This window comes from Jiella flava (assembly GCF_017349315.1).
Lineage (GTDB): Bacteria > Pseudomonadota > Alphaproteobacteria > Rhizobiales > Rhizobiaceae > Jiella > Jiella flava.
In genome coordinates this window covers 39056-56932 of sequence record NZ_JAFMPP010000020.1, presented here as the reverse complement: position 1 = coordinate 56932, position 17877 = coordinate 39056, and the positions used below count along the sequence as shown (strand labels likewise).

Annotated in this window: 18 protein-coding genes and 1 pseudogene; 10 read left to right on the top strand and 9 right to left on the bottom strand. The window is 64.2% G+C overall.

Annotated features, from left to right (window positions below; genetic code table 11):
* Positions 1-91 precede the first annotated feature (91 nt).
* Together J1C48_RS17520 and J1C48_RS17515 are read left to right on the top strand one after the other, a co-directional pair.
* Positions 92-1246 carry an imelysin family protein gene (locus J1C48_RS17520; protein ID WP_207259300.1) on the top strand — a complete coding sequence of 385 codons (1155 nt, stop codon included), beginning with the start codon at positions 92-94 and terminating at the stop codon, positions 1244-1246.
* Positions 1247-1642: 396 nt separating this feature from the next.
* A complete protein-coding gene (locus J1C48_RS17515) occupies positions 1643-2365 on the top strand; it encodes a hypothetical protein (RefSeq protein WP_207259299.1) in 723 nt (240 codons plus the stop codon).
* Between the two features lie 40 nt (positions 2366-2405).
* Here the strand turns inward: J1C48_RS17515 and J1C48_RS17510 are convergent, their stop codons facing one another.
* From J1C48_RS17510 to J1C48_RS17500, 3 genes are all read right to left on the bottom strand, one after another.
* Positions 2406-3047 (bottom strand): MBL fold metallo-hydrolase, encoded by a 642-nt coding sequence (locus tag J1C48_RS17510; protein WP_207259298.1) that lies wholly within the window; start codon positions 3045-3047, stop codon positions 2406-2408.
* 92 nt (positions 3048-3139) lie between these two features.
* Positions 3140-3820 carry a spermidine synthase gene (locus J1C48_RS17505; protein ID WP_207259297.1) on the bottom strand — a complete coding sequence of 227 codons (681 nt, stop codon included), beginning with the start codon at positions 3818-3820 and terminating at the stop codon, positions 3140-3142.
* Positions 3821-3927: 107 nt separating this feature from the next.
* Positions 3928-4818: a branched-chain amino acid aminotransferase gene (locus tag J1C48_RS17500; RefSeq protein ID WP_207259296.1), complete on the bottom strand. Its 891-nt coding sequence runs from the start codon at positions 4816-4818 to the stop codon at positions 3928-3930.
* Between the two features lie 209 nt (positions 4819-5027).
* On the opposite strand from J1C48_RS17500, the gene J1C48_RS17495 reads away from it, so the two are divergent.
* From J1C48_RS17495 to J1C48_RS17485, 3 genes are all read left to right on the top strand, one after another.
* Complete coding sequence (locus J1C48_RS17495) at positions 5028-5576, top strand: MarR family winged helix-turn-helix transcriptional regulator (protein ID WP_207259295.1); 549 nt, start codon at positions 5028-5030, stop codon at positions 5574-5576.
* Positions 5573-6298, top strand: coding sequence for a response regulator (locus tag J1C48_RS17490; protein WP_207259294.1), 726 nt, complete (start codon positions 5573-5575; stop codon positions 6296-6298). Before J1C48_RS17495 ends, J1C48_RS17490 begins: the two co-directional genes overlap by 4 nt.
* 289 nt (positions 6299-6587) lie before the next feature.
* Entirely contained in the window at positions 6588-7883 is a 1296-nt protein-coding gene (locus tag J1C48_RS17485) for an ATP-binding protein (protein ID WP_207259322.1), read from the top strand.
* A 32-nt stretch (positions 7884-7915) separates the two neighbouring features.
* Here J1C48_RS17485 and J1C48_RS17480 read toward each other — a convergent pair whose 3' ends face one another.
* Positions 7916-8872 carry a D-2-hydroxyacid dehydrogenase gene (locus tag J1C48_RS17480; RefSeq protein ID WP_207259293.1) on the bottom strand — a complete coding sequence of 319 codons (957 nt, stop codon included), beginning with the start codon at positions 8870-8872 and terminating at the stop codon, positions 7916-7918.
* 318 nt (positions 8873-9190) lie between these two features.
* On the opposite strand from J1C48_RS17480, the gene J1C48_RS17475 reads away from it, so the two are divergent.
* Positions 9191-10567, top strand: a complete 1377-nt coding sequence (locus J1C48_RS17475) for a tetratricopeptide repeat protein (RefSeq protein ID WP_207259292.1) — start codon at positions 9191-9193, stop codon at positions 10565-10567.
* A 12-nt stretch (positions 10568-10579) separates the two neighbouring features.
* Here J1C48_RS17475 and J1C48_RS17470 read toward each other — a convergent pair whose 3' ends face one another.
* Positions 10580-11593, bottom strand: coding sequence for a ligase-associated DNA damage response exonuclease (locus tag J1C48_RS17470; RefSeq protein ID WP_207259291.1), 1014 nt, complete (start codon positions 11591-11593; stop codon positions 10580-10582).
* A gap of 134 nt (positions 11594-11727) precedes the next feature.
* On the opposite strand from J1C48_RS17470, the gene J1C48_RS17465 reads away from it, so the two are divergent.
* The gene (locus tag J1C48_RS17465; protein ID WP_207259290.1) at positions 11728-12402 is read left to right on the top strand and encodes a YitT family protein; all 675 of its coding nucleotides are present in this window, start codon (positions 11728-11730) and stop codon (positions 12400-12402) included.
* Positions 12403-12837: 435 nt separating this feature from the next.
* Here the strand turns inward: J1C48_RS17465 and infC are convergent, their stop codons facing one another.
* Positions 12838-13377, bottom strand: a complete 540-nt coding sequence (infC, locus tag J1C48_RS17460; protein WP_207259321.1) for a translation initiation factor IF-3 — start codon at positions 13375-13377, stop codon at positions 12838-12840.
* A gap of 328 nt (positions 13378-13705) precedes the next feature.
* Here infC and J1C48_RS17455 point away from each other — a divergent pair, with 328 nt between their 5' ends.
* The 3 genes from J1C48_RS17455 to J1C48_RS17445 all read left to right on the top strand — a co-directional run bounded on the left by J1C48_RS17455 (position 13706) and on the right by J1C48_RS17445 (position 15955).
* On the top strand, positions 13706-14533 hold the full coding sequence (locus J1C48_RS17455) for an alpha/beta hydrolase (protein WP_207259289.1): 828 nt from the start codon (positions 13706-13708) through the stop codon (positions 14531-14533).
* A 285-nt stretch (positions 14534-14818) separates the two neighbouring features.
* Entirely contained in the window at positions 14819-15445 is a 627-nt protein-coding gene (locus tag J1C48_RS17450) for a transglutaminase-like cysteine peptidase (protein WP_207259288.1), read from the top strand.
* Between the two features lie 261 nt (positions 15446-15706).
* Positions 15707-15955, top strand: a complete 249-nt coding sequence (locus tag J1C48_RS17445; protein ID WP_207259287.1) for a hypothetical protein — start codon at positions 15707-15709, stop codon at positions 15953-15955.
* 323 nt (positions 15956-16278) lie between these two features.
* Here the strand turns inward: J1C48_RS17445 and yacG are convergent, their stop codons facing one another.
* The 3 genes and pseudogenes from yacG to infA form a co-directional block, all read right to left on the bottom strand.
* Entirely contained in the window at positions 16279-16482 is a 204-nt protein-coding gene (gene yacG / locus J1C48_RS17440; RefSeq protein WP_207259286.1) for a DNA gyrase inhibitor YacG, read from the bottom strand.
* Positions 16483-16943: 461 nt separating this feature from the next.
* Positions 16944-17549 (bottom strand): annotated as a pseudogene (locus J1C48_RS19035) (Maf-like protein); the annotation flags it as partial.
* Between the two features lie 20 nt (positions 17550-17569).
* Positions 17570-17788, bottom strand: coding sequence for a translation initiation factor IF-1 (gene infA, locus J1C48_RS17430; protein WP_019994787.1), 219 nt, complete (start codon positions 17786-17788; stop codon positions 17570-17572).
* Between the last annotated feature and the right edge of the window lie 89 nt (positions 17789-17877).

The following is a 17877-nucleotide window of genomic DNA, read 5'->3' as shown; positions in this document are numbered from 1 at the left end:
GCTGCAGCGCCAAGGCGGCCGAGCGCCTTTTTCGCTCCGTCCAAAGCGGACCCCGGAATGACCCGGCTCGGCATTGATTTCGGAAAGCCCCATGTCCTGCGCTTTTTTCTCCTCATCCTTATCGCTCCTGTCGCCGCGCCGGTTTGCCCGCGCTCCACTTGCCAGCGTCCTGCTGAGCTGTCTGACGCTCGCCGCCCTTCCATCACGCGTCGAGGCTGAGGTCAGCGCCATGGAGCCGCCACCCATTTCGGATCAGAAAAAGCTCGACGTCGTCTGGAACGTCATCGACGGCAGCATTCGGCCGGGCTACGCGGTGTTCGGCGACGCGGCCGAAGAAACCCAGCAGGCGATGCGCGACCTGTGCAAACTGCCGGCCGGTGAAAATCTGGAGGGGGCCCGCGATGCGTTCAGCCGCCTTGTCAACGCCTGGGCGCGCGTCGAGTTCGTGCAGTTCGGCCCGGTTACGAAGAACAATCGCGACAAGCGGATCCTGTCCTTCCCGGGTGATCACAACACCAACCTGAGGCAGATTCGAACGATCCTCCAGAACGAGGACGCGGACGCGACGACCCCCCAGGATCTGGCGGGCAAGTCGGCCGCAGTCCAGGGGCTGGGCGCACTCGAATACGTGCTCTCCGGCAAGGATTCAGACCAGCTGGCAGGCACAAGCGGCGCCTATCGCTGCAGCTATGGCCAAGCGATTGCCGACAACCTCGTCGCGATCAGCCAGGCGATCGAGGCCGGCTGGGCGCAGGACAATGGCGGCATCGTCGAGCAAATGACCGACCCCCAGCCCGACAATGCAACCTATCGCACTGCGGACGACGCCTTGCGAGCAATCGTCGAGATCTTCATCCACGGCTTTCAGACCATTCACGATCAACGGCTGCAGCTGACCATCGACGCGAACGGCAAGCCCGTCGCCCGGAAGGCCATGCTGTTTGGTCAGGCAGGTGAGACTCTGACATCGCTGCAGGCGGACTTTTCCGGTCTGCGGGATCTATTCGTCGCCGCCGATCTGCAGTCCCTTCTGCCCGAAGAAAAGAGCTATTTCGTCGACTCCGCCACGGCCGAGTTCCAGGATGCCGATGCCGCGTTGAGCAAGATGGCGGCACCGTTGAGCCAGACCCTCAGCGATCCCGACGAGCGCCAAGAGCTGACCAGACTGACCGCGATCACCGCCACGCTCGAAAATCAGTTCGCCGATCAGGTCTTGCCGTTGCTCGACCCGTCCGCCAGCCATTAGAGCGCCCTGCGTCCTGTCGGACGCAGACAGGTCGCTCTCACCCTTTGAATCGACGCATCGGGCTTTGCCGAAAATCGATTCCGATTGTCGGGCCGATGCTGTAGAGCGCCCTGCGTCCTGTCGGACGCAGACAGGTCGCTCCAACTCCTTGATTTTGGGGCCGGCCATGGGGTTGCCACGCGGCCAGCCTCCTGGCCGACATTGACCGGGGTCAGAGATGACCGCGCGCCAGCCGACAGCGGCGCCGCGCCATGTCAATCCGCGTCGCAAATCTGGTCCACCGTCCCGCAGCGAGACGCTCGCGGGCAGTTTTGCGTCGTTTCGACGCAAGAATAGCTGGCATGAAACCTGCTGCTCTCCCGTAAGGTTAATCAATCCTTACCCAGGGAGTGCGACATGGCTCGATTCGGACTGTTCGCCCTGACGACGTTTGGGGCGATCGCTTTCGCCGGCGGCGCGCTCACACCCCATGCCGATGCGCAGCCGTCGTCCCGCACAGCAGCTTCCGGCCATGAAATCACGGGGCAAGAGCGCTTCCTGCGCGATGGCGGCAGCGTGCGGTTGACCCCGGAGGCGAGCCGGCGGGGCTCTCACGGACGCAAGATCCCGATCAGCGATCCCGGCGATCGCGGGATCAGCGGCATCGACCAACTGAGCGGTGGCGGTGCTCTGGAGGATTACCGAGAGGACAATCTCGGCACCACGCCGGATATGGGCTCCACCAACGAACGAGAAGACTTCGTCGAAGATGGCGGCACCATGCCGCCGGCGATCGTCAAGCGTAACGGCGTCGAGATCATCCGCGAGACCAACATCGCGCAGTTGCGTCACGTCATCGTCAAGCCGGCGAGGATCAGCGAGCGCGGCTCCTTCGCCTTCATCACCGCCGATGTCGACGACCATGAAGGCGACACGTCATTCGCGGGCAGCGCGGACGGTTTGGGCGTGACGATCAGCCGCCCGTTGAGCCAGCCGAAAATCATCGACGTTGCCCGCGAACGTCTCGACCGCCGGCAGATCCCGCCCGAGGGCATCGAGATCATCTGGCACGGCGGCGCCAAGATCATCCGCATCGCCCACGGCTACACGCGTCGCGACGCGTCGGACTCATTGAAATAGGCCCGCGTGCCGGTTGGCTTGAGGCCACCCGGCCACAGCCTTATCGCAGGAACGGATTGGTTCGTCGCTCATCGCCAATACGGCTACCGGGGCCATGGCCGCAGAGGAAACCAACGTCATCGCCGAGCGGCAGCACCTTGTCCTCGATCGAGCGCAAAAGTGTCGCGTGATCACCGCCAGGCAGATCGGTCCGGCCGATCGAGCCGGCAAACAGCACGTCGCCGAGGTGAGCAAAGCGGGCCGCCCGGTGGAAAAAGATCACATGCCCCGGCGCATGGCCGGGCGTGTGAAACACCTCGAATACATGACTGCCGACGGTCAAGCTGTCGCCCTCCTCCAGCCAGCGATCGGGAGCGCAGTTCTTCATCCCCGTGCCGGCGCCGAACATCATCGCCTGTTCTTCGATCGATTCGAGCAGCATCTGGTCGTCTCGATGTGGCCCGACGATCGGCACGCCGGCCAGGCTTTTGAGATCCATCGCGCCGCCGGCATGATCGAGATGGCCATGGGTTAGCCAGATCGCCGTCAGATCGATTCCAAGCTCTTTGACCGCTGCGAAAATGTGATCGGCCTCACCGCCCGGATCGATCACCACCCCCACCTTGTCGTCGGCATCGAAGAGGATGCAGCAATTCTGCTGAAACGGTGTAACCGGAATGATCTGAGCGCTGAGTTGAGTCAAGTTGGCCTCGATAGGCGAGAGAAACAGGGATCGTCGCCTCTGTTTAGAACAGGCCGACGGCCGGGTCACGGCCGGGCGCCAGGCACAACCGATCAGCCGCCCGGCTTGATGCCGAGCCAGACCACATGCTTGGCGCCGCGCCCCTTGCGGTTGGCGCGCACCCGATGCTCCTCGCTCGCAAAACCGGTCTGGCGCAAACGAGCGGCAAAGCTTGGCGAAGGATGGGCCGACCACACCGCCAGGACGCCGCCCTTCTTCAGCGCCCGTCGCGCGATGCCGAGGCCGCTGGCGTCGTAGAGCTGATCGTTCGCCGCGCTGGTCAGCCCGTCGGGGCCGTTGTCGACATCGAGCAGGATCGCATCAAACCTCGCTGTTTCGGCCGCGATTACCGCTGCGACGTCGCGGATAACGATCTCAACCCGCGGCTCATCAAGACAGCCGCCGAAGATCGATGCCATCTCGTCCCGCGCCCAGGCGACGATATCCGGCACCAACTCGGCGACGACGATCCGCGCCCGCTGCGGCGCAGCCGCCAGAACGGCGCGCAGCGTAAAACCCATGCCGAGCCCACCGATCAGGATCACCGGCGCCGGCTTGTCGGCGATCGCGTCGAGGGCGAGCGTTGCAAGCGCCTCCTCGGAGCCGCTGAGCCGGCTGTTCATCAGCTCGTTGGCACCGAGCATGATCGACAATTCGCTGCCACGCCGCATCAGCCGCAATTCGCCGGTATCGCCGGGAATGGCGGCGGTCTGCAAATGCTCCCAGGGGATCATGGCCTTGCGGCATCCTTCGATCAATGGGCGATCAGGGGGCGAAAAGCGATGCGGCCCGAAAAGCCTGTCGCTCTTCGGGCCGCTCCTCGTTCGATAAAGGGCGAGGCCTACTCGGCCGCCACGCGCTTTGGCGTCACCTCGGCGGTGTAGTCCTCGACCAGACGCTTGGAGATCTCGCCCGGCGTGAACCGCCAATCAGCGATCTCGGAGACCGGCGTCACCTCGGCGGCGGTGCCGGTAAGGAAACACTCGGAAAAGCCCGGCAGCTCCTCCGGCATGATCGCCCGCTCGACCACCTCGAGGCCGCGACGTTTGGCCAGCCCGATGACCGTGCGCCGGGTGATGCCGTCGAGGAAACAATCAGGCTTCGGCGTATGGATCACGCCGTCCTTGACGAAAAACACATTGGCACCGGTCGCCTCGGCCACCTGACCGCGCCAGTCGAGCATCAGCGCGTCGGCATAGCCTTTGGCCTCAGCGGCATGCTTGGAGATCGTGCAGATCATGTAGAGCCCCGCGGCCTTCGACTTCGACGGCGCGGTCCTCGGATCAGGCCGGCAATACTCGGCCAGGTCCAGCCGGATGCCCTTCATCTTCTGCTCTGGATCGAAATAGCTCGGCCACTGCCAAATCGCGATGGCGACGTTGATCTTATTCTTCTGGGCCGAAACGCCCATCATCTCCGATCCGCGCCAGGCGATCGGCCGAACGTAAGCGTCGCTGAAGCCCTGGCGGACCAAAAGCTCGTTCGTCGCAGCATCGATCTCGTCGGCGGCATAAGGCAGCTTGAAGCCGAGAATGCGACCCGACTCGATCAGCCGCTCGGTATGCTCGCGCAGCTTGAAGACTTCGCCGCCATAGGCCCGTTCCCCTTCGAAGACAGCACTGGCATAGTGCAGACCATGGGTCAGCACATGAATCTTGGCGTCCTTCCAGGCGACGAACTCGCCATTGAACCAGATTTCGCCCTCGAGTTGATCAAATGGAACCGCGCTCATAGTGTTTTCAGCGTCGAATCCGACGCTCTCCCTAGATTGCCGTTGGACGTAGCATCACGCTGCGGGCAAAAACGGGCGAGCGCAACGTGAAAGGACGGCGATTAATGTTTTGAGGCTCGGTGCCGCCTGAGCGGTATCGCGCTGTTTCCACATCCATGATGCCGGTGTAACAATAAAGCCAAATTACGTCAACTGTACTGACCTATCTTATGGAAACCTCCGCCGTTCGCATCGAGCCGCCCCGTGAAAACGACTGCGACATCGTTCGCGATCCGCTCCCGACCCAGGGCCTCCTCGATTTTCGCGTCATCGAGCTCTTGTTCTTCGCCTATCGGGAGTTCACGGCCGACGCCGATTCCATTCTCGTCCGCTACGGTTTCGGCCGGGCCCATCACCGGGTGCTGCATTTCGTCAATCGCGCGCCGGGCCTGACCATCGCCGAGCTGCTCGACATCCTGCAAATCACCAAGCAGTCGCTGTCGCGGGTGCTGCGGCAGCTGATTGACGAGAATTTCGTGGTCCAAATTCCCGGCGACGAGGATCGGCGTCAGCGCCGCCTCTATCCGACAGAGAAGGGCCGCAAGCTTGCCGTCGAGCTGTCGCGGGCACAGGTCCGACGGATCGATGCGGCTTTGACCATGACCAGTGACGAGGACATGCGACCGATCGCAGCCTTCCTCAAGGCCATGGCTTCCGATCGTGAAGCGGCCCGCGATTGGTTCGAACGTCAGGACATCAGTTGGAAAGATCCGGAATGAGCGAATCCGCCGACATCCTCCCCGAAGCCACAAACGCCATCGATGACGACGCGCCGCATATTCTGATCGTCGACGACGATCGCCGGATCCGGTCACTGCTGTCGCGCTTTCTGGCCGAACGTCGGTTCCGGGTGTCGGTCGCGGCTGATGCCGCGGAAGCGCGGCGGATTCTCGGCGGTCTCGACTTCGATCTCGTCGTCGTCGACGTGATGATGCCCGGCGAAAACGGTGTCGACCTGGTCCGCTCGGTGCGCAAGAGCCGCGATGCGCCGATCCTCATGCTGACCGCCCGTTCGGAAACCGAAGACCGCATCGAGGGCCTGGAGGCCGGCGCCGACGACTATCTGTCGAAGCCCTTCGATCCGCGCGAGCTCTTGCTGCGGATCAACAATATTTTGAAGCGCGGCAGCCAGCAGCCGGTGACGAAACTGGAGCATGTCCGCTTCGGCCCCTTCACCTTCTATCTCTCACGACGCGAACTGAAGCGCGGCTCGGAGGTCATCCGCCTGACCGACCGCGAACAGGAGATCATGTGCCAATTTGCCGCCAAGCCCGGCGAAACGATCCCACGGCTTGATCTGCTTGGCGAGGAAAGCGACGTCGGTGAGCGCACCGTTGACGTCCAGATCAATCGCCTGCGGCGCAAGATCGAGTCGGATCCGACCAATCCGCTCTGGCTGCAGACGGTGCGCGGCATCGGCTACCGGCTGAACATCGACTGAACCAGCCGCCGCAGCGCCAGCATCACCGCCGCCGCGCCCGTGCCCCACGATCGGCACGGCGATTTCGCGGTGTCATCGAAACGGGCTAAACTTGGCGATGACCCTGATCGACCGCATTTTCCGCGCCCGCAAGCGCGCAGGCCGGCCACTCACCCTGCGCGAGCTGCGTGCCAGACTGCCGTCGGAGCGGATCGGCCGTCTCGTCGAGGCGAGCGTCAATCGGGCGCCGAGCCGGATCAATATCTGGCGCGGACCGCTGCGACCGATCCCTCGCCTCGTCCAACGTTACATGCCGAAGGGTCTCTATCCCCGCTCGCTGATCATTATCCTCGCGCCGATGATTCTGCTGCAATGCGTCGTCACCGTCGTCTTCATGGAGCGGCATTGGGCGATGGTGACCGAGCGCCTTTCCCAGGCCGTGGTCCAGGACGTCGCGGCGGTCGTCGATCTCGTCAATGAGAGCGATAGCCAAGCCGATCTCAATCAGGTCTTCGACATCGCCCGCAGACGCCTCGACCTCAACGTCTCGCTGCTGCCGCCGGCCCCGCTGCCGCCGCCGGCCCCCAAGCCGTTCTTCAACATCCTCGACGGCATCCTGTCCGAACAGATCACCAACCAGATCGGTTTGCCGTTCTGGATCGACACTGTCGGCAATTCGAAAATCGTCGAAATCCGCATCCGGATGGACAAAGGCATCCTCCGCGTCTTCGCCCGGCGCAATTCCGCCTATGCCTCCAACACCCACATCTTCCTCGTCTGGATGGTCGGCACCTCGCTGGTGCTGTTGGTGATTGCCATCCTGTTTTTGCGCAATCAGATCCGGCCGATCCAGGCGCTCGCCGCCGCCGCCGAGGATTTCGGCCGTGGCAAGCCGATGCCGCCGGATTTCCGGCCGCGCGGCGCCTCGGAAGTCCGGCGGGCCTCGGTCGCCTTCATCCAAATGCGCGACCGGATCGAGCGCCAGATCGAGCAGCGCACCCGCATGCTGAACGGCGTCAGCCACGATCTCCGCACCGTCCTGACCCGCTTTCGCCTGCAGCTCGCACTGCTCGGCGAAGGCGAGGACCAGGACGAGTTGAACGCCGACATCGACGAGATGCAGCGCATGCTCGAAGGCTATCTCGCCTTCGCCAAGGGCGAGGTCGGGGAAGATGTCAGCGAGATCGACCTTGAGCCGCTGATCGAGCGCTATAAGGCTGAAGCCGCGCTGAAGGGCAAGACGCTGACCTTTGAGATCCATGGCGATCCGCGCGTCACGGTGCGACCCGATGCCTTTTCGCGAATGATCGCCAATCTGGTCGCCAACGCCATGCGCCACGCCGAGACGGTGCAGCTCACCGTCAGCCACGATTCGCGCTGGCTGTCGGTGGCGATCGAGGACGACGGCCCGGGGATTGAGCCGAACCAGCGCGAGGAGGTGTTCAAGCCCTTCGTGCGGCTCGACGGCGCCCGCAATCTCGACGCCGGCGGCACCGGTCTCGGCCTCGCCATCGCCCGGGACATCGCCCGCGCCCATGGCGGCGATATCCTGCTCTCCGACAGCCAGCTCGGCGGCCTGCGCGCGCTGGTCCGGCTGCCGGCATGACGCGCAGCAGCGCGCCGCAGCGCGCCGCGGCCTTACACCACCCGGCGCACCGGATCGCCGGTGACGAAGCGATCGATGCTGTCGATCACCTGCCGCCAAACTTCGCCCATCGCCTCGTTGCTGGCCCAGGCGACATGCGGCGTGACGATGACGTTCGGCCGATCCAGCACCGTCAAAAGCGGATTGTCGGCCGCCGGCGGCTCCTTGGTCAGAACGTCGAAGCCAAAGCCGGAAATCAACCCGCGATCGAGGGCCTTGACCAGATCGGCCTCATCGACCAGCCCGCCGCGCGAGGTGTTGATGATCAGCGGCTTCTTCCGCATCCGCTCGAACTCCGGCATGGCGATCACGTTGCGGGTCCGCGGCGTCAGCGGCGCATGCAGGGTGATGATGTCAGCGGTCTCGATGACCTCGTCGAAGGGGGTGTAGAGCGGCCCCAGGCCGTCGACGCCCTTATGCGCGGCGAACATCACCGACATGCCGAAGGCTTCGGCCCGCCGGGCCACGCCCTGACCGATGATGCCCTCGCCGATGATGCCGATCTTACGATTCGCCAGATCGAAGATCGGATGGTTGAAGAAGCAGAACTGGCCGGCCGTCTGCCAGGCGCCGTCGATGACGTCCTGGCGATAGCCCGGCAGCGAGCGCGACAGCGCGAGGATCAGCGCCATCGCATGGTCCGGCACGGTGTTCACCGCATAACCGCGCACGTTCGACACCGGGATGCCGCGTTCGCGGCAGGCCTCGATATCGATGACGTCGTAGCCCGTCGCCGCCACCGTGATGAATTTCAGATCCGGCAGCTGATCGAGACTTTCGCGGCGGATCGGCACCTTGTTGGTGACGGCGATCGTGGCCCCCTTGAGCCGCGCGACCACCTCCTCGGGCGGCGTCGCGGCATATTCCGTCCACTCATGGGCGCCCGAAGGCTTGCTGAGCTCGATGTCCGGACCGATGGTCTCGCGATCGAGAAAGACGATCTTCGTCATGAAAAAGGTTCCTCCAGTTTACGCTGGTGCCACGACGCCACTCTAGATCAGATGAGGCCCCTGGTCGTCCATGGCCGAACGTCTCTCTTTCCTGTTCTTCAGCCGCTCGGCAACCGAGCGCGGGCTTGGAGCGCCCTGCGTCCTATCGGACGCAGGCAGGACGCTCTCACTCTTTCAATCGACGCATCGTGCTTACCGAAAATCGATTCCGATGTTCGGGAAGCACGATGCTGTAGCGGAAGCTTCACGCTTTGCTGCGAGGCTTTGCGCGAAACTCAGCGCACGACTGCGCCCTGGCGACGGAATCGGGAGACCGCCATGAGGACTTGGCAACCGCAGGCAAGGCGCCGGTCGCGGTATCGGCCGGCCGCGCCGTGCCGCGCTCGCCAGAGACCGCTGATCCTTCTCATCACCCTCGCCTTTTCGCTCGGTGCTCTCGCGTCGCTCGGACACGCCGCGGCAAAACCGCTCGCCACCGTCACCACCGACGGCCTCCGCGTCACGGTCGTCGGCGGCGACTCCAAGAGCCTGCAATCGGCGCCCGGCGGCGTACTGGTGACGCTCGGCGACGACCGGGTCGTCATCGTCAAGGACGCAGTCCACTTCAACGGCGCTGACACCTTTCGCGGGACCGTTCGCGATGCGATCGTCACCCGCGACGGCTGGGGGTTGACGCTCCAAATCAACGGTAAGACCATCGTTCTCGTCGCCCCGGTGACGGGCCTGAAGCGCGCCGCCAGTCAAGGCAACACACGCGCCGAAAACGATCTCGCCGTGCGGCTTGCGACCGGCGACGGCGTCCCCCAAAACGCCAGCCAGGCGGCGCTGCTTTATCGCCGCGCGGCCGAAGGCGGCCTCGCGCTGGCCGCGCGCAATCTCGGCTTTCTGATGTGGAACGGCGCGGGCGTTGCCGAAGATCGCGCCGGCGCCGTCGTCTGGTTCCGCCAAGCCGCTGCAGCCGGCGATCCCGCCGCCCAGGCCATGCTCGGGACGGCCTACGCCAAGGGCATTGGGGCGGCGAAAGACGCGCGTCAAGCGATCCGCTGGCTGAACGAAGCGGCCAAAGCTGGCGATCCCCATGTGCTGAACGATCTTGCCAATCTCCTGGCATCGACCGACGGGCCGGAGCGCGATCTTGAGCGTGCGGCCGCCCTTCACCGCCAGGCGGCGGGGAAGGGTCTGACGGTCGCCGTCCTTAATTACGGCTTCGATCTGTGGAACGGCGCCGGCGTTACCGAAGATCGGCCGGCCGCGTTCGGCTTTTTCGCAACCGCCGCGAAGGCGGGTTCGGTGGTGGCGATGGAAAAGCTCGGCGAAGCCTATTTCGCCGGTGAGGGGGCCGCGAAAGACCGCGCCAAGGCCGCCGACTGGTTCCAGAAAGCATCGGCGTCGGGAAGCGGCAACGCCGCGAACTATCTCGGGGTGATGCATCTTGACGGCGACGGCCTCGCCCGCGACACAGCCAAGGCCCTCGCCTACTTTCAGCTCGGCGCCGATCGCGGCAACCCCGCCGCAACGCGCAACCTCGCCATGCTCTATCTGACGGGCAAAGGCGTTGCCCGCAATCGCGACAAGGCCCGCGACCTGCTTCAAACCGCGATGCGTCTCGGCAGCCGCTCCGCCGCGGCCGATCTGCATGCGCTGGACGACGGTGACCCCGGGCACGACACGCTGGCATCGACGGCGCGACGATAAGGCGCCGCGCCCCTACTCGGCCTCGTCCTCGTAGCCGACGAGATGCAGCGGCTTGGCGCTCAACTGGCGCAGCTCGCACCACCGCACGAGGGCCTCCTCGCGACCATGGGTCACCCAGAGCTGGCTGGGCGCAAGCTCCGCGACCGTCTCCGTCAATTCGTCCCAGTCGCAGTGATCGGAAATGATCAGCGGCAACTCGACGCCCCGCTGGCGGGCTCGCTGGCGCACCCGCATCCAGCCCGAGGCGAAGCTGGCCACCGGGTCCGGAAAGCGCCGCGCCCATTTGTCGGCAAAGGCCGACGGCGGGCCGACAATCACCGCGCCGGCGAAATCGGTCTTCTTGCCGCCCTCCACGGTCGCCGGGCGCAACCTGCCGAGATCGACGCCCTGATCCTGATAATAGGCGCAGAGCGTCTTCAGCGCGCCGTGGATATAGATCGGCGCATCATAGCCGGCCTCGCGCAGATGCTTGATCACCCGCTGCGCCTTGCCCAGCGCGTAGGCGCCGACGAGATGCGCCCGCTCGGGAAAATGCTGCAGCGAAAAGAGCAGTTTGCCGATCTCAGCCGCTGTATCGGGGTGACGAAACACCGGCAGCGCGAAGGTCGCCTCGGTGATGAAGACGTCGCAGGGCACCGGCTCGAACGGCAGGCAGGTGGGATCGACACGGCGCTTGTAATCGCCCGAGGCGACGATTCGCAGCCCCTTGTGCGCGACCGCGATCTGGGCCGAGCCGAGCACATGGCCGGCCGGGTGGAACGATACCGTAACGTCGCCGATCCGCAGCGCCTCGCCCCAGCCGACCGCCTGGCGCTCGCGGGCGAAATTCTCGCCATAGCGCAGCGCCATGATGTCGAGGGTCTGGCGGGTGGCGAGCACCTTGCCGCTCCCGGGACGGGCGTGATCCGCGTGGCCATGGGTGATCAGCGCCCGTTCGACCGGCCGGATCGGATCGATGAAGAAGTCGCCGGGCGGGCAGTAAAGCCCTTCGGGCGTCGGGCGCAGAAGGTTTTCCGGCTTGATCATACCGCTGAGTTAGGGCGAGCGGCGCGAGGCGGAAGCTTTGGCGGTCGCGACCTGCTACGGAAGGCCCACTTCTCCTTTGCCGATGCAAGCGCTAGCGTCGCCGAACGCTTTGCAGTCTTCCACCGGAGCCGCGCATGAACGAGACGCTGGGACGCATTCCGACCGACGCCCCAAGGCTGCGGCGAAAACCGCGGTTCGGCGATTGGAGCGCCACCGCCATCCACCACACCCCGGCCGAGGACGCCCAGGCGATTCTCACCGGCGTGCTGCTCGCCGCGCTTGGGCTCGCCATTCTGGCCCACCTCAAATTTCTCACCGGCGGCGTTGCCGGGCTGGCGCTGATCGTCTCCTACGCCTTCGGCATCAATGTCGGCACCGCTTTTTTCCTGATCAACATCCCCTTCTATCTGCTTGCCATCGGCCGCATGGGCCGCGCCTTCACCATCAAGACCTTTGCCGCCATCACGCTGTTGTCGCTGGTGTCCTATTGGCTGCCCCAGGTGTTTTCGATCGGCTATATTGATCCGCTGGCCGGCGCGGTGATCGGCGGCCTGCTGATCGGCTTCGCCCTGCTCGCGCTGTTTCGCCACCGCGCCAGCCTCGGTGGTGCCGGCATTTTGGCGATCTACCTTCAGGACAATTTCGGCTTCCGCGCCGGCTTTGTGCAACTTGCCTTCGACCTGACGATCCTTGCCCTCGCCTTCTTCGTCGTCGACTGGCACGCGGTGATCTTCTCGCTGATCGGCGCCCTAGTGCTGAACGGCTTTTTGACCATCAACCACCGCCCGGACCGCTACATCGCGACGTAAGGCGGCCAATCAAATGCAGCGGCGAGCCGAGCCGAAGGCAAACGAAAGCACTGCCGCGAGCGGTCTCGCGGCAGTGCCAAATGTCTTGCGGTGGCCGGAATCGTTGCCATGCGTTGCCGGGCCCGGCGTTGCGACGCCCCCGATGGCTACAGCATCGGCCCGAAAATCGGAATTGATTTTCGACAACGCACGATGCGTAGAATCAACGAGTTTGAGCGTCCCTTCTGCGTCCAATCGGACGCAGGGCGCTCAAGAGCGAAATGCGATCGCCGGAACCGCCCTTGCGCTCCCGGTCATTGTTTACCGCATGATGGGATCCGAAACGTCACGCGCCGTTTCCGCATCATGCTCTGGCCTGCGCGAGGCAATAGGCCGGCCCGGGCCTTTGACCGATCTTTGACCGATCGATGGCGCTGTCCGGCCTCGCACGCAGCGTCAGCCGCGCGGAGCGAGCACCATCATCATCTGGCGGCCTTCGAGCTTCGGCTCGGCCTCGACCTTGGAGATCTCCGCCGTGTCTTCCTTGACGCGGTTGAGAAGCTGCATGCCGAGTTCCTGATGCGCCATCTCGCGCCCGCGGAAACGCAGCGTCACCTTGACCTTGTCGCCCTCGTCGAAAAACCGACGCACGGACTTCATCTTGGTCTCGTAATCATGCTCATCGATGTTGGGACGCATCTTGATCTCTTTGACCTCGATCGTCTTCTGGCGCTTGCGCGCCTCGGCCGCCTTCTTCTGGTTCTCGTATTTCAGCTTGCCAAGGTCGAGAATCTTGCACACGGGTGGATTCGCGGTCGGCACGATCTCGACAAGATCAAGGCCCGCCTCTTCGGCGATCGCCAGAGCCTCTTGCGTGGGGGTCGGGCCACGATTCTGGCCCTCTTGATCGATCAGCTGAACCTGCGGAACCCGGATGTCACGATTGGACCGAGGGCCTTCCTTTTGAGCCGGCGGTGCACGGAATGGTCTGCGAATGGTCGTACTCTCCTGTTGTTGACGACACGATGCGAAAGACAGAACGCACAAAAACGGCGATCTGTCCGATCCCCGTCCGGCTACGGCCGATCGCCGCAGTCAATGATGTGCTATAGAACCTTATAACACCGTTCGCGGCGCTTGACACCCGCGCAGGCAAGGTTTCATCCCCCAAACGACAGTTTCGCAACAAGAGATCGGCATCGAGGCCGGGGATTTCATCACGCCAGCGCGCCAACGCCGATCGACAAGACGACCGGCCACTCCCCTTGCGCGACACCGCAGCGCCATGAAACAAGCCCCACATCCACCCGACGAGAGACCCACGATGACCCAGCACCAGCCAGACAAGTCCGTCGATGCCGCCGATGCTGCTGGCGAGATTCTTGTCGGTGTCGGTGAAAAGACCCGCAGGATCGCTTACCGCAAGCGCGACGGTCGGGCGCCAACCCTCGTCTGGCTCGGCGGCTATCGCTCCGACATGCGCGGCACCAAGGCCGAGTTTCTTCTCGATTTTGCGGTCCAGCATCAGCTGGGCTTCTGTCGCTTCGATTATTCCGGCCACGGCGAGTCCGGCGGCACCTTCGAAGAGGGCACCATCGGGCGCTGGAGCGCAGAGGCGGCCGCCGTTTTGCAGAGCCTCGACGCTGACAATCCGGTGATCCTCGCCGGATCCTCCATGGGCGCCTGGATCGCGCTCAATCTGATCCGCCGGGCGCAAAGCTTCGGCATCGAGACCAAGATCGCCGGCCTTCTGCTCCTCGCCCCCGCCCCGGATTTCACCGAGCGGCTGATCCTGCCGAAGCTCGATGCCGCGCAACGCGCGTCGATCGAGACCGCCGGTCGGCTCGAAACCCCATCGCAATATGCCGCCGAGCCGGACATCTACACCCGTGACCTGTTCGAGGATGGCCGCGCCAATCTCGTCCTCGACGGACCGATCGAAACTCACTGCCCGGTGAGCATCATTCAGGGCATGGCCGACGACGACGTGCCATATGAGCACGCGCTGACGCTCGTTGAGCACCTGCCGCAATCGGCCGTCACGCTCAGCCTCGTCAAGGATGGCGATCACCGCCTGTCCCGCCCGCAGGACCTCACCTTGATCGGCCGGATCCTTGCCGATCTCGTCGAAGCGGCTGGTAAGATGGCCTGACGCCCGAGAAGTTCCAGGGTTGATAGCGCGTTCGCCGCCCGCCGTTGCCGGAGCGCAACACGCCAGAGAGATACAGACGTTTTTCTCATCTTTTCAGATGCTTAGACAAAGCGTGATCGGCATTCTCACGCCAATTTTCTGATCGCAATGCGTGTGCCTGATCCCAATCTTGCGCTTGGCTGGTAACCGTGACGGTCTCGCACTGCACAATCGATTGACAGTTTTTCGCATTGCACTCAACATCGGCAGATCATCTCGAAGATTGACCCGCGCGTGAGGGGACGCATGGTGGGACTTCGCGCGATCGGCGCCACACTCTTTCTTTGCCTTCTTCTTGCCGGCCAGCAGAGCCCAGCGGCAGCCGTCGAACAGGCCGGCCGCTTCATGCAGGTGGGCGTCAGTGCGCCGCGGCCGATCGGCCACCAGGATTTTTGCAAGCGCTATCCGAGCGAGTGCCGCCCGACGCCGGGCCATTCGGCGCCGCAGCCGCTGAATCTGACCCCCGAACTCATCCACAAGATCGCCGCCATCAATCTCGCCGTTAATGCCGGGATCCGCGCGGAGTCCGACGAAGACCTTTACGGCGTCAAGGAATATTGGGCTTATCCGAAGACGGCTGGGGACTGCGAGGACTATGCGCTGTTGAAACGCCGGCGACTGCATGAGGAGGCCGGCATCGACTACGACGACCTGCTGCTGACTGTGGTGCGTAAGCAAAATGGCGAAGGTCACGCGGTGTTGACGCTGCATTCCACCGCCGGCGATTTCATCCTCGACAATCTCAACTGGCGGATTTTGCCCTGGACCCAGACACCTTACACCTACCTCAAGCGCCAGAGTGAGCACGACCCGGGTGGGTGGAACCGGATCACCAACGGCCATGAGATTTTGGTCGGCGCCCTGAAGCGGTGAGTGGCACCCGCCCGCCAGACGGCCGAAACGGCACCGCATAAATTTGCGGTCATTTATTTAAGTGTTTGATATTGAACCTTGGCTCAATCTCATATGGTCAAAGCTGACGAATCGACGTTGCATGCGGCTGGCGCGCTCGGCGAGCCTGCAATCGGCAGCAGACCGATCGCCGCGCATGCGCCATGGATCCGCCAGACAGACGACCGCCAGAAAGACGACCGGCTGCCTTTCCGCCTTGAGCTTCGAAGGATGAGAAATCGCATGCGGATCGACGATGATGACGACCTGGCCGAGGAGGTCGAGCAGGCTCTACGCGCGCTCGATATCGCCTGCACGTCTCGCGATGCCGCAAGCGCGCAGTCGCTCGCTTTGGCGGTTTCGGAACTGCGCCATGCCCGCCATGGTCTGGCGGAGCGGGTGTCGCCCGCGTCCTCGCTCCACGACGACCATGAGTCCCATTCTGCCGGCGGCCTTTGCGCCAACCGGCAGAGCGAGCGCAAGGCGGTTTGAGCCACGGGACGCCTCACCGCCAGTTCCGTAAGACGTCAATTTTTGTCGTGCGTCTGGATATCTGCTCGCGCAAACGCATCGCGCGTATTCGCGAGACGGCGGCGAGAGGTTCCCCTGCGACAGAATCGGCCCGAAAATCGGAGGCGATGTTCGGCAAAGCACGATGCGGAGAACCAGTCAGCGTGCGTGTCCTTTGTGTGTCCGATAGGACGCAGGGCGCGCTAGAGCGGAATGCGATAAACTGGAATCGCCATTCCGCTCTAAGCCATTGTTTTGCCGCATGATGTGACCCGAAAAGTCATGCAACTTTTCGGCACCATGCTCTAGGCCTCGCCGCTTTCGTCCCCCGCATCCTCGATCGAGGAACCCGGAATGACATAATGGCCCGACAGCCATCGGTTGAGATCGACCGCTTTGCAGCGCGGCGAGCAGAACGGAAAGGTCTCGCGGCGCGAGGGCTTGCCGCATTCGGGACATTTGCGGGTCGGGCGCATCGGGGTCGGCGCCCCGGCGGGGCCGGCGCTCATCGCCCCCCTCCCGGCCCGTCTTGCTCGGCGCTTTGCGACGCCTCCGACCCTTCGGCTTCGGGCATCTCTTTCGGCGAAGGCGTTGCGCCCGCCGCGGCCGGCTCGCTCTTGCGGCCAAACTGCTTCAGCGCCCCGAGCACATGGTCGATCCGCCGCGCCTGGCGCCGATCCTCTTCATCGGCGTCGGCAGCATCGTCTGCGGCGGCGACCGCGTCGGCGGGTGGTGATGCCGCAGCCATCTGCGCCCCGGACTCAGCCTCGGCCTCGGGCGGCGCCTCGCCCTGCATCGTCACCGCCTCGCTCATCGCCTCAGCCTTGGCGCCGTGCTCGGGCTCTGGATCTCGCGGGAAGGCAGATCCGATCACCTCGCCCGAAACGAGAACCGGCGCGGCGCCGTCCAAGGTCTCCGCGTCCTCGCCGCTGATCGCCGCCACCTCGTCCGGCGTCATGCCGGGCGCGCGCCAGCCGGCATGGATGTCGTAGCCCTCGCCGGCCAGAAGTCCTAGAGTCTCGGCGAGCGGCAGGCCGACGACATTGGTGTAGGAGCCGATCAGCCGGACGACGAAGGCGCCGGCCAGGCCCTGAATGGCGTAGCCGCCGGCCTTCCCCTGCCATTCGCCGGAGGCGATGTAGCTCTGGATATCCTGCCGCGACAGCCGCTTGAAACGCACCCGGCTTTCGATCAGCCGCTCGCTCAGAGCGCCGTTCGGCCCGATCACGCAGATGCCGGTATAGACCCGGTGCGTTCGACCGGAAAGCGTCCGCAAATTGGCGAGCGCATCCTCGACGAACTCCGCCTTCGGCATGATCTGACGACCGACCGAAACGACGGTGTCGGCGGCCAGCACGCAGGCCGGCTCCGCGCCGAGATCGCGCAGGCGGCGTGCGGCGACCTCCGCCTTGCCCTTTGAGAGGCGCTTGGCGAGCGAGCGCGGATGCTCGCTCTTGTGCGGCGTCTCGTCGATGTCGGCCGGCATCAGCATCTCAGGCTCGATGCCAGCCTGCTGCAGGAGCGCCAGGCGCCGCGGCGAACCGGACGCGAGGACCAGGCGTTGTGAGGGCGACATGCGGATCCGGCTTGGAAAGCTTACTTGAAGCGGTAGGTAATGCGACCTTTGGTCAGGTCGTAAGGCGTCATCTCCACCAGCACCTTGTCGCCGGTCAGAACGCGGATGCGGTTCTTGCGCATCCGGCCGGCCGTATGGGCGATGATCTCGTGGTCGTTCTCGAGCTTGATCCGAAAGGTCGCATTCGGCAGCAGCTCGGTCACGACGCCCGGAAATTCGAGAACTTCTTCTTTTGCCATTCGCTCTATGATCCTGACATCGGGTCGGCGAGCGCCTGTTCTGCATGAGAAGGCGTCGCCACTAAGGGTTGGCGCAGCGCTCGGGGCAA

Excerpts from the sequence above, each read along its gene's own strand:
- J1C48_RS17520 (WP_207259300.1), top strand. The coding sequence starts at position 92 with ATGTCCTGCGCTTTTTTCTCCTCATCCTTATCGCTCCTGTCGCCGCGC.
- J1C48_RS17515 (WP_207259299.1), top strand. The coding sequence starts at position 1,643 with ATGGCTCGATTCGGACTGTTCGCCCTGACGACGTTTGGGGCGATCGCT.
- J1C48_RS17505 (WP_207259297.1), bottom strand. The coding sequence starts at position 3,820 with ATGATCCCCTGGGAGCATTTGCAGACCGCCGCCATTCCCGGCGATACC.
- J1C48_RS17500 (WP_207259296.1), bottom strand. The coding sequence starts at position 4,818 with ATGAGCGCGGTTCCATTTGATCAACTCGAGGGCGAAATCTGGTTCAAT.
- J1C48_RS17495 (WP_207259295.1), top strand. The coding sequence starts at position 5,028 with ATGGAAACCTCCGCCGTTCGCATCGAGCCGCCCCGTGAAAACGACTGC.
- J1C48_RS17490 (WP_207259294.1), top strand. The coding sequence starts at position 5,573 with ATGAGCGAATCCGCCGACATCCTCCCCGAAGCCACAAACGCCATCGAT.
- J1C48_RS17485 (WP_207259322.1), top strand. The coding sequence starts at position 6,588 with ATGCCGAAGGGTCTCTATCCCCGCTCGCTGATCATTATCCTCGCGCCG.
- J1C48_RS17480 (WP_207259293.1), bottom strand. The coding sequence starts at position 8,872 with ATGACGAAGATCGTCTTTCTCGATCGCGAGACCATCGGTCCGGACATC.
- J1C48_RS17475 (WP_207259292.1), top strand. The coding sequence starts at position 9,191 with ATGAGGACTTGGCAACCGCAGGCAAGGCGCCGGTCGCGGTATCGGCCG.
- J1C48_RS17470 (WP_207259291.1), bottom strand. The coding sequence starts at position 11,593 with ATGATCAAGCCGGAAAACCTTCTGCGCCCGACGCCCGAAGGGCTTTAC.
- J1C48_RS17465 (WP_207259290.1), top strand. The coding sequence starts at position 11,728 with ATGAACGAGACGCTGGGACGCATTCCGACCGACGCCCCAAGGCTGCGG.
- J1C48_RS17455 (WP_207259289.1), top strand. The coding sequence starts at position 13,706 with ATGACCCAGCACCAGCCAGACAAGTCCGTCGATGCCGCCGATGCTGCT.
- J1C48_RS17450 (WP_207259288.1), top strand. The coding sequence starts at position 14,819 with ATGGTGGGACTTCGCGCGATCGGCGCCACACTCTTTCTTTGCCTTCTT.
- J1C48_RS17445 (WP_207259287.1), top strand. The coding sequence starts at position 15,707 with ATGCGGATCGACGATGATGACGACCTGGCCGAGGAGGTCGAGCAGGCT.
- yacG (WP_207259286.1), bottom strand. The coding sequence starts at position 16,482 with ATGAGCGCCGGCCCCGCCGGGGCGCCGACCCCGATGCGCCCGACCCGC.
- infA (WP_019994787.1), bottom strand. The coding sequence starts at position 17,788 with ATGGCAAAAGAAGAAGTTCTCGAATTTCCGGGCGTCGTGACCGAGCTG.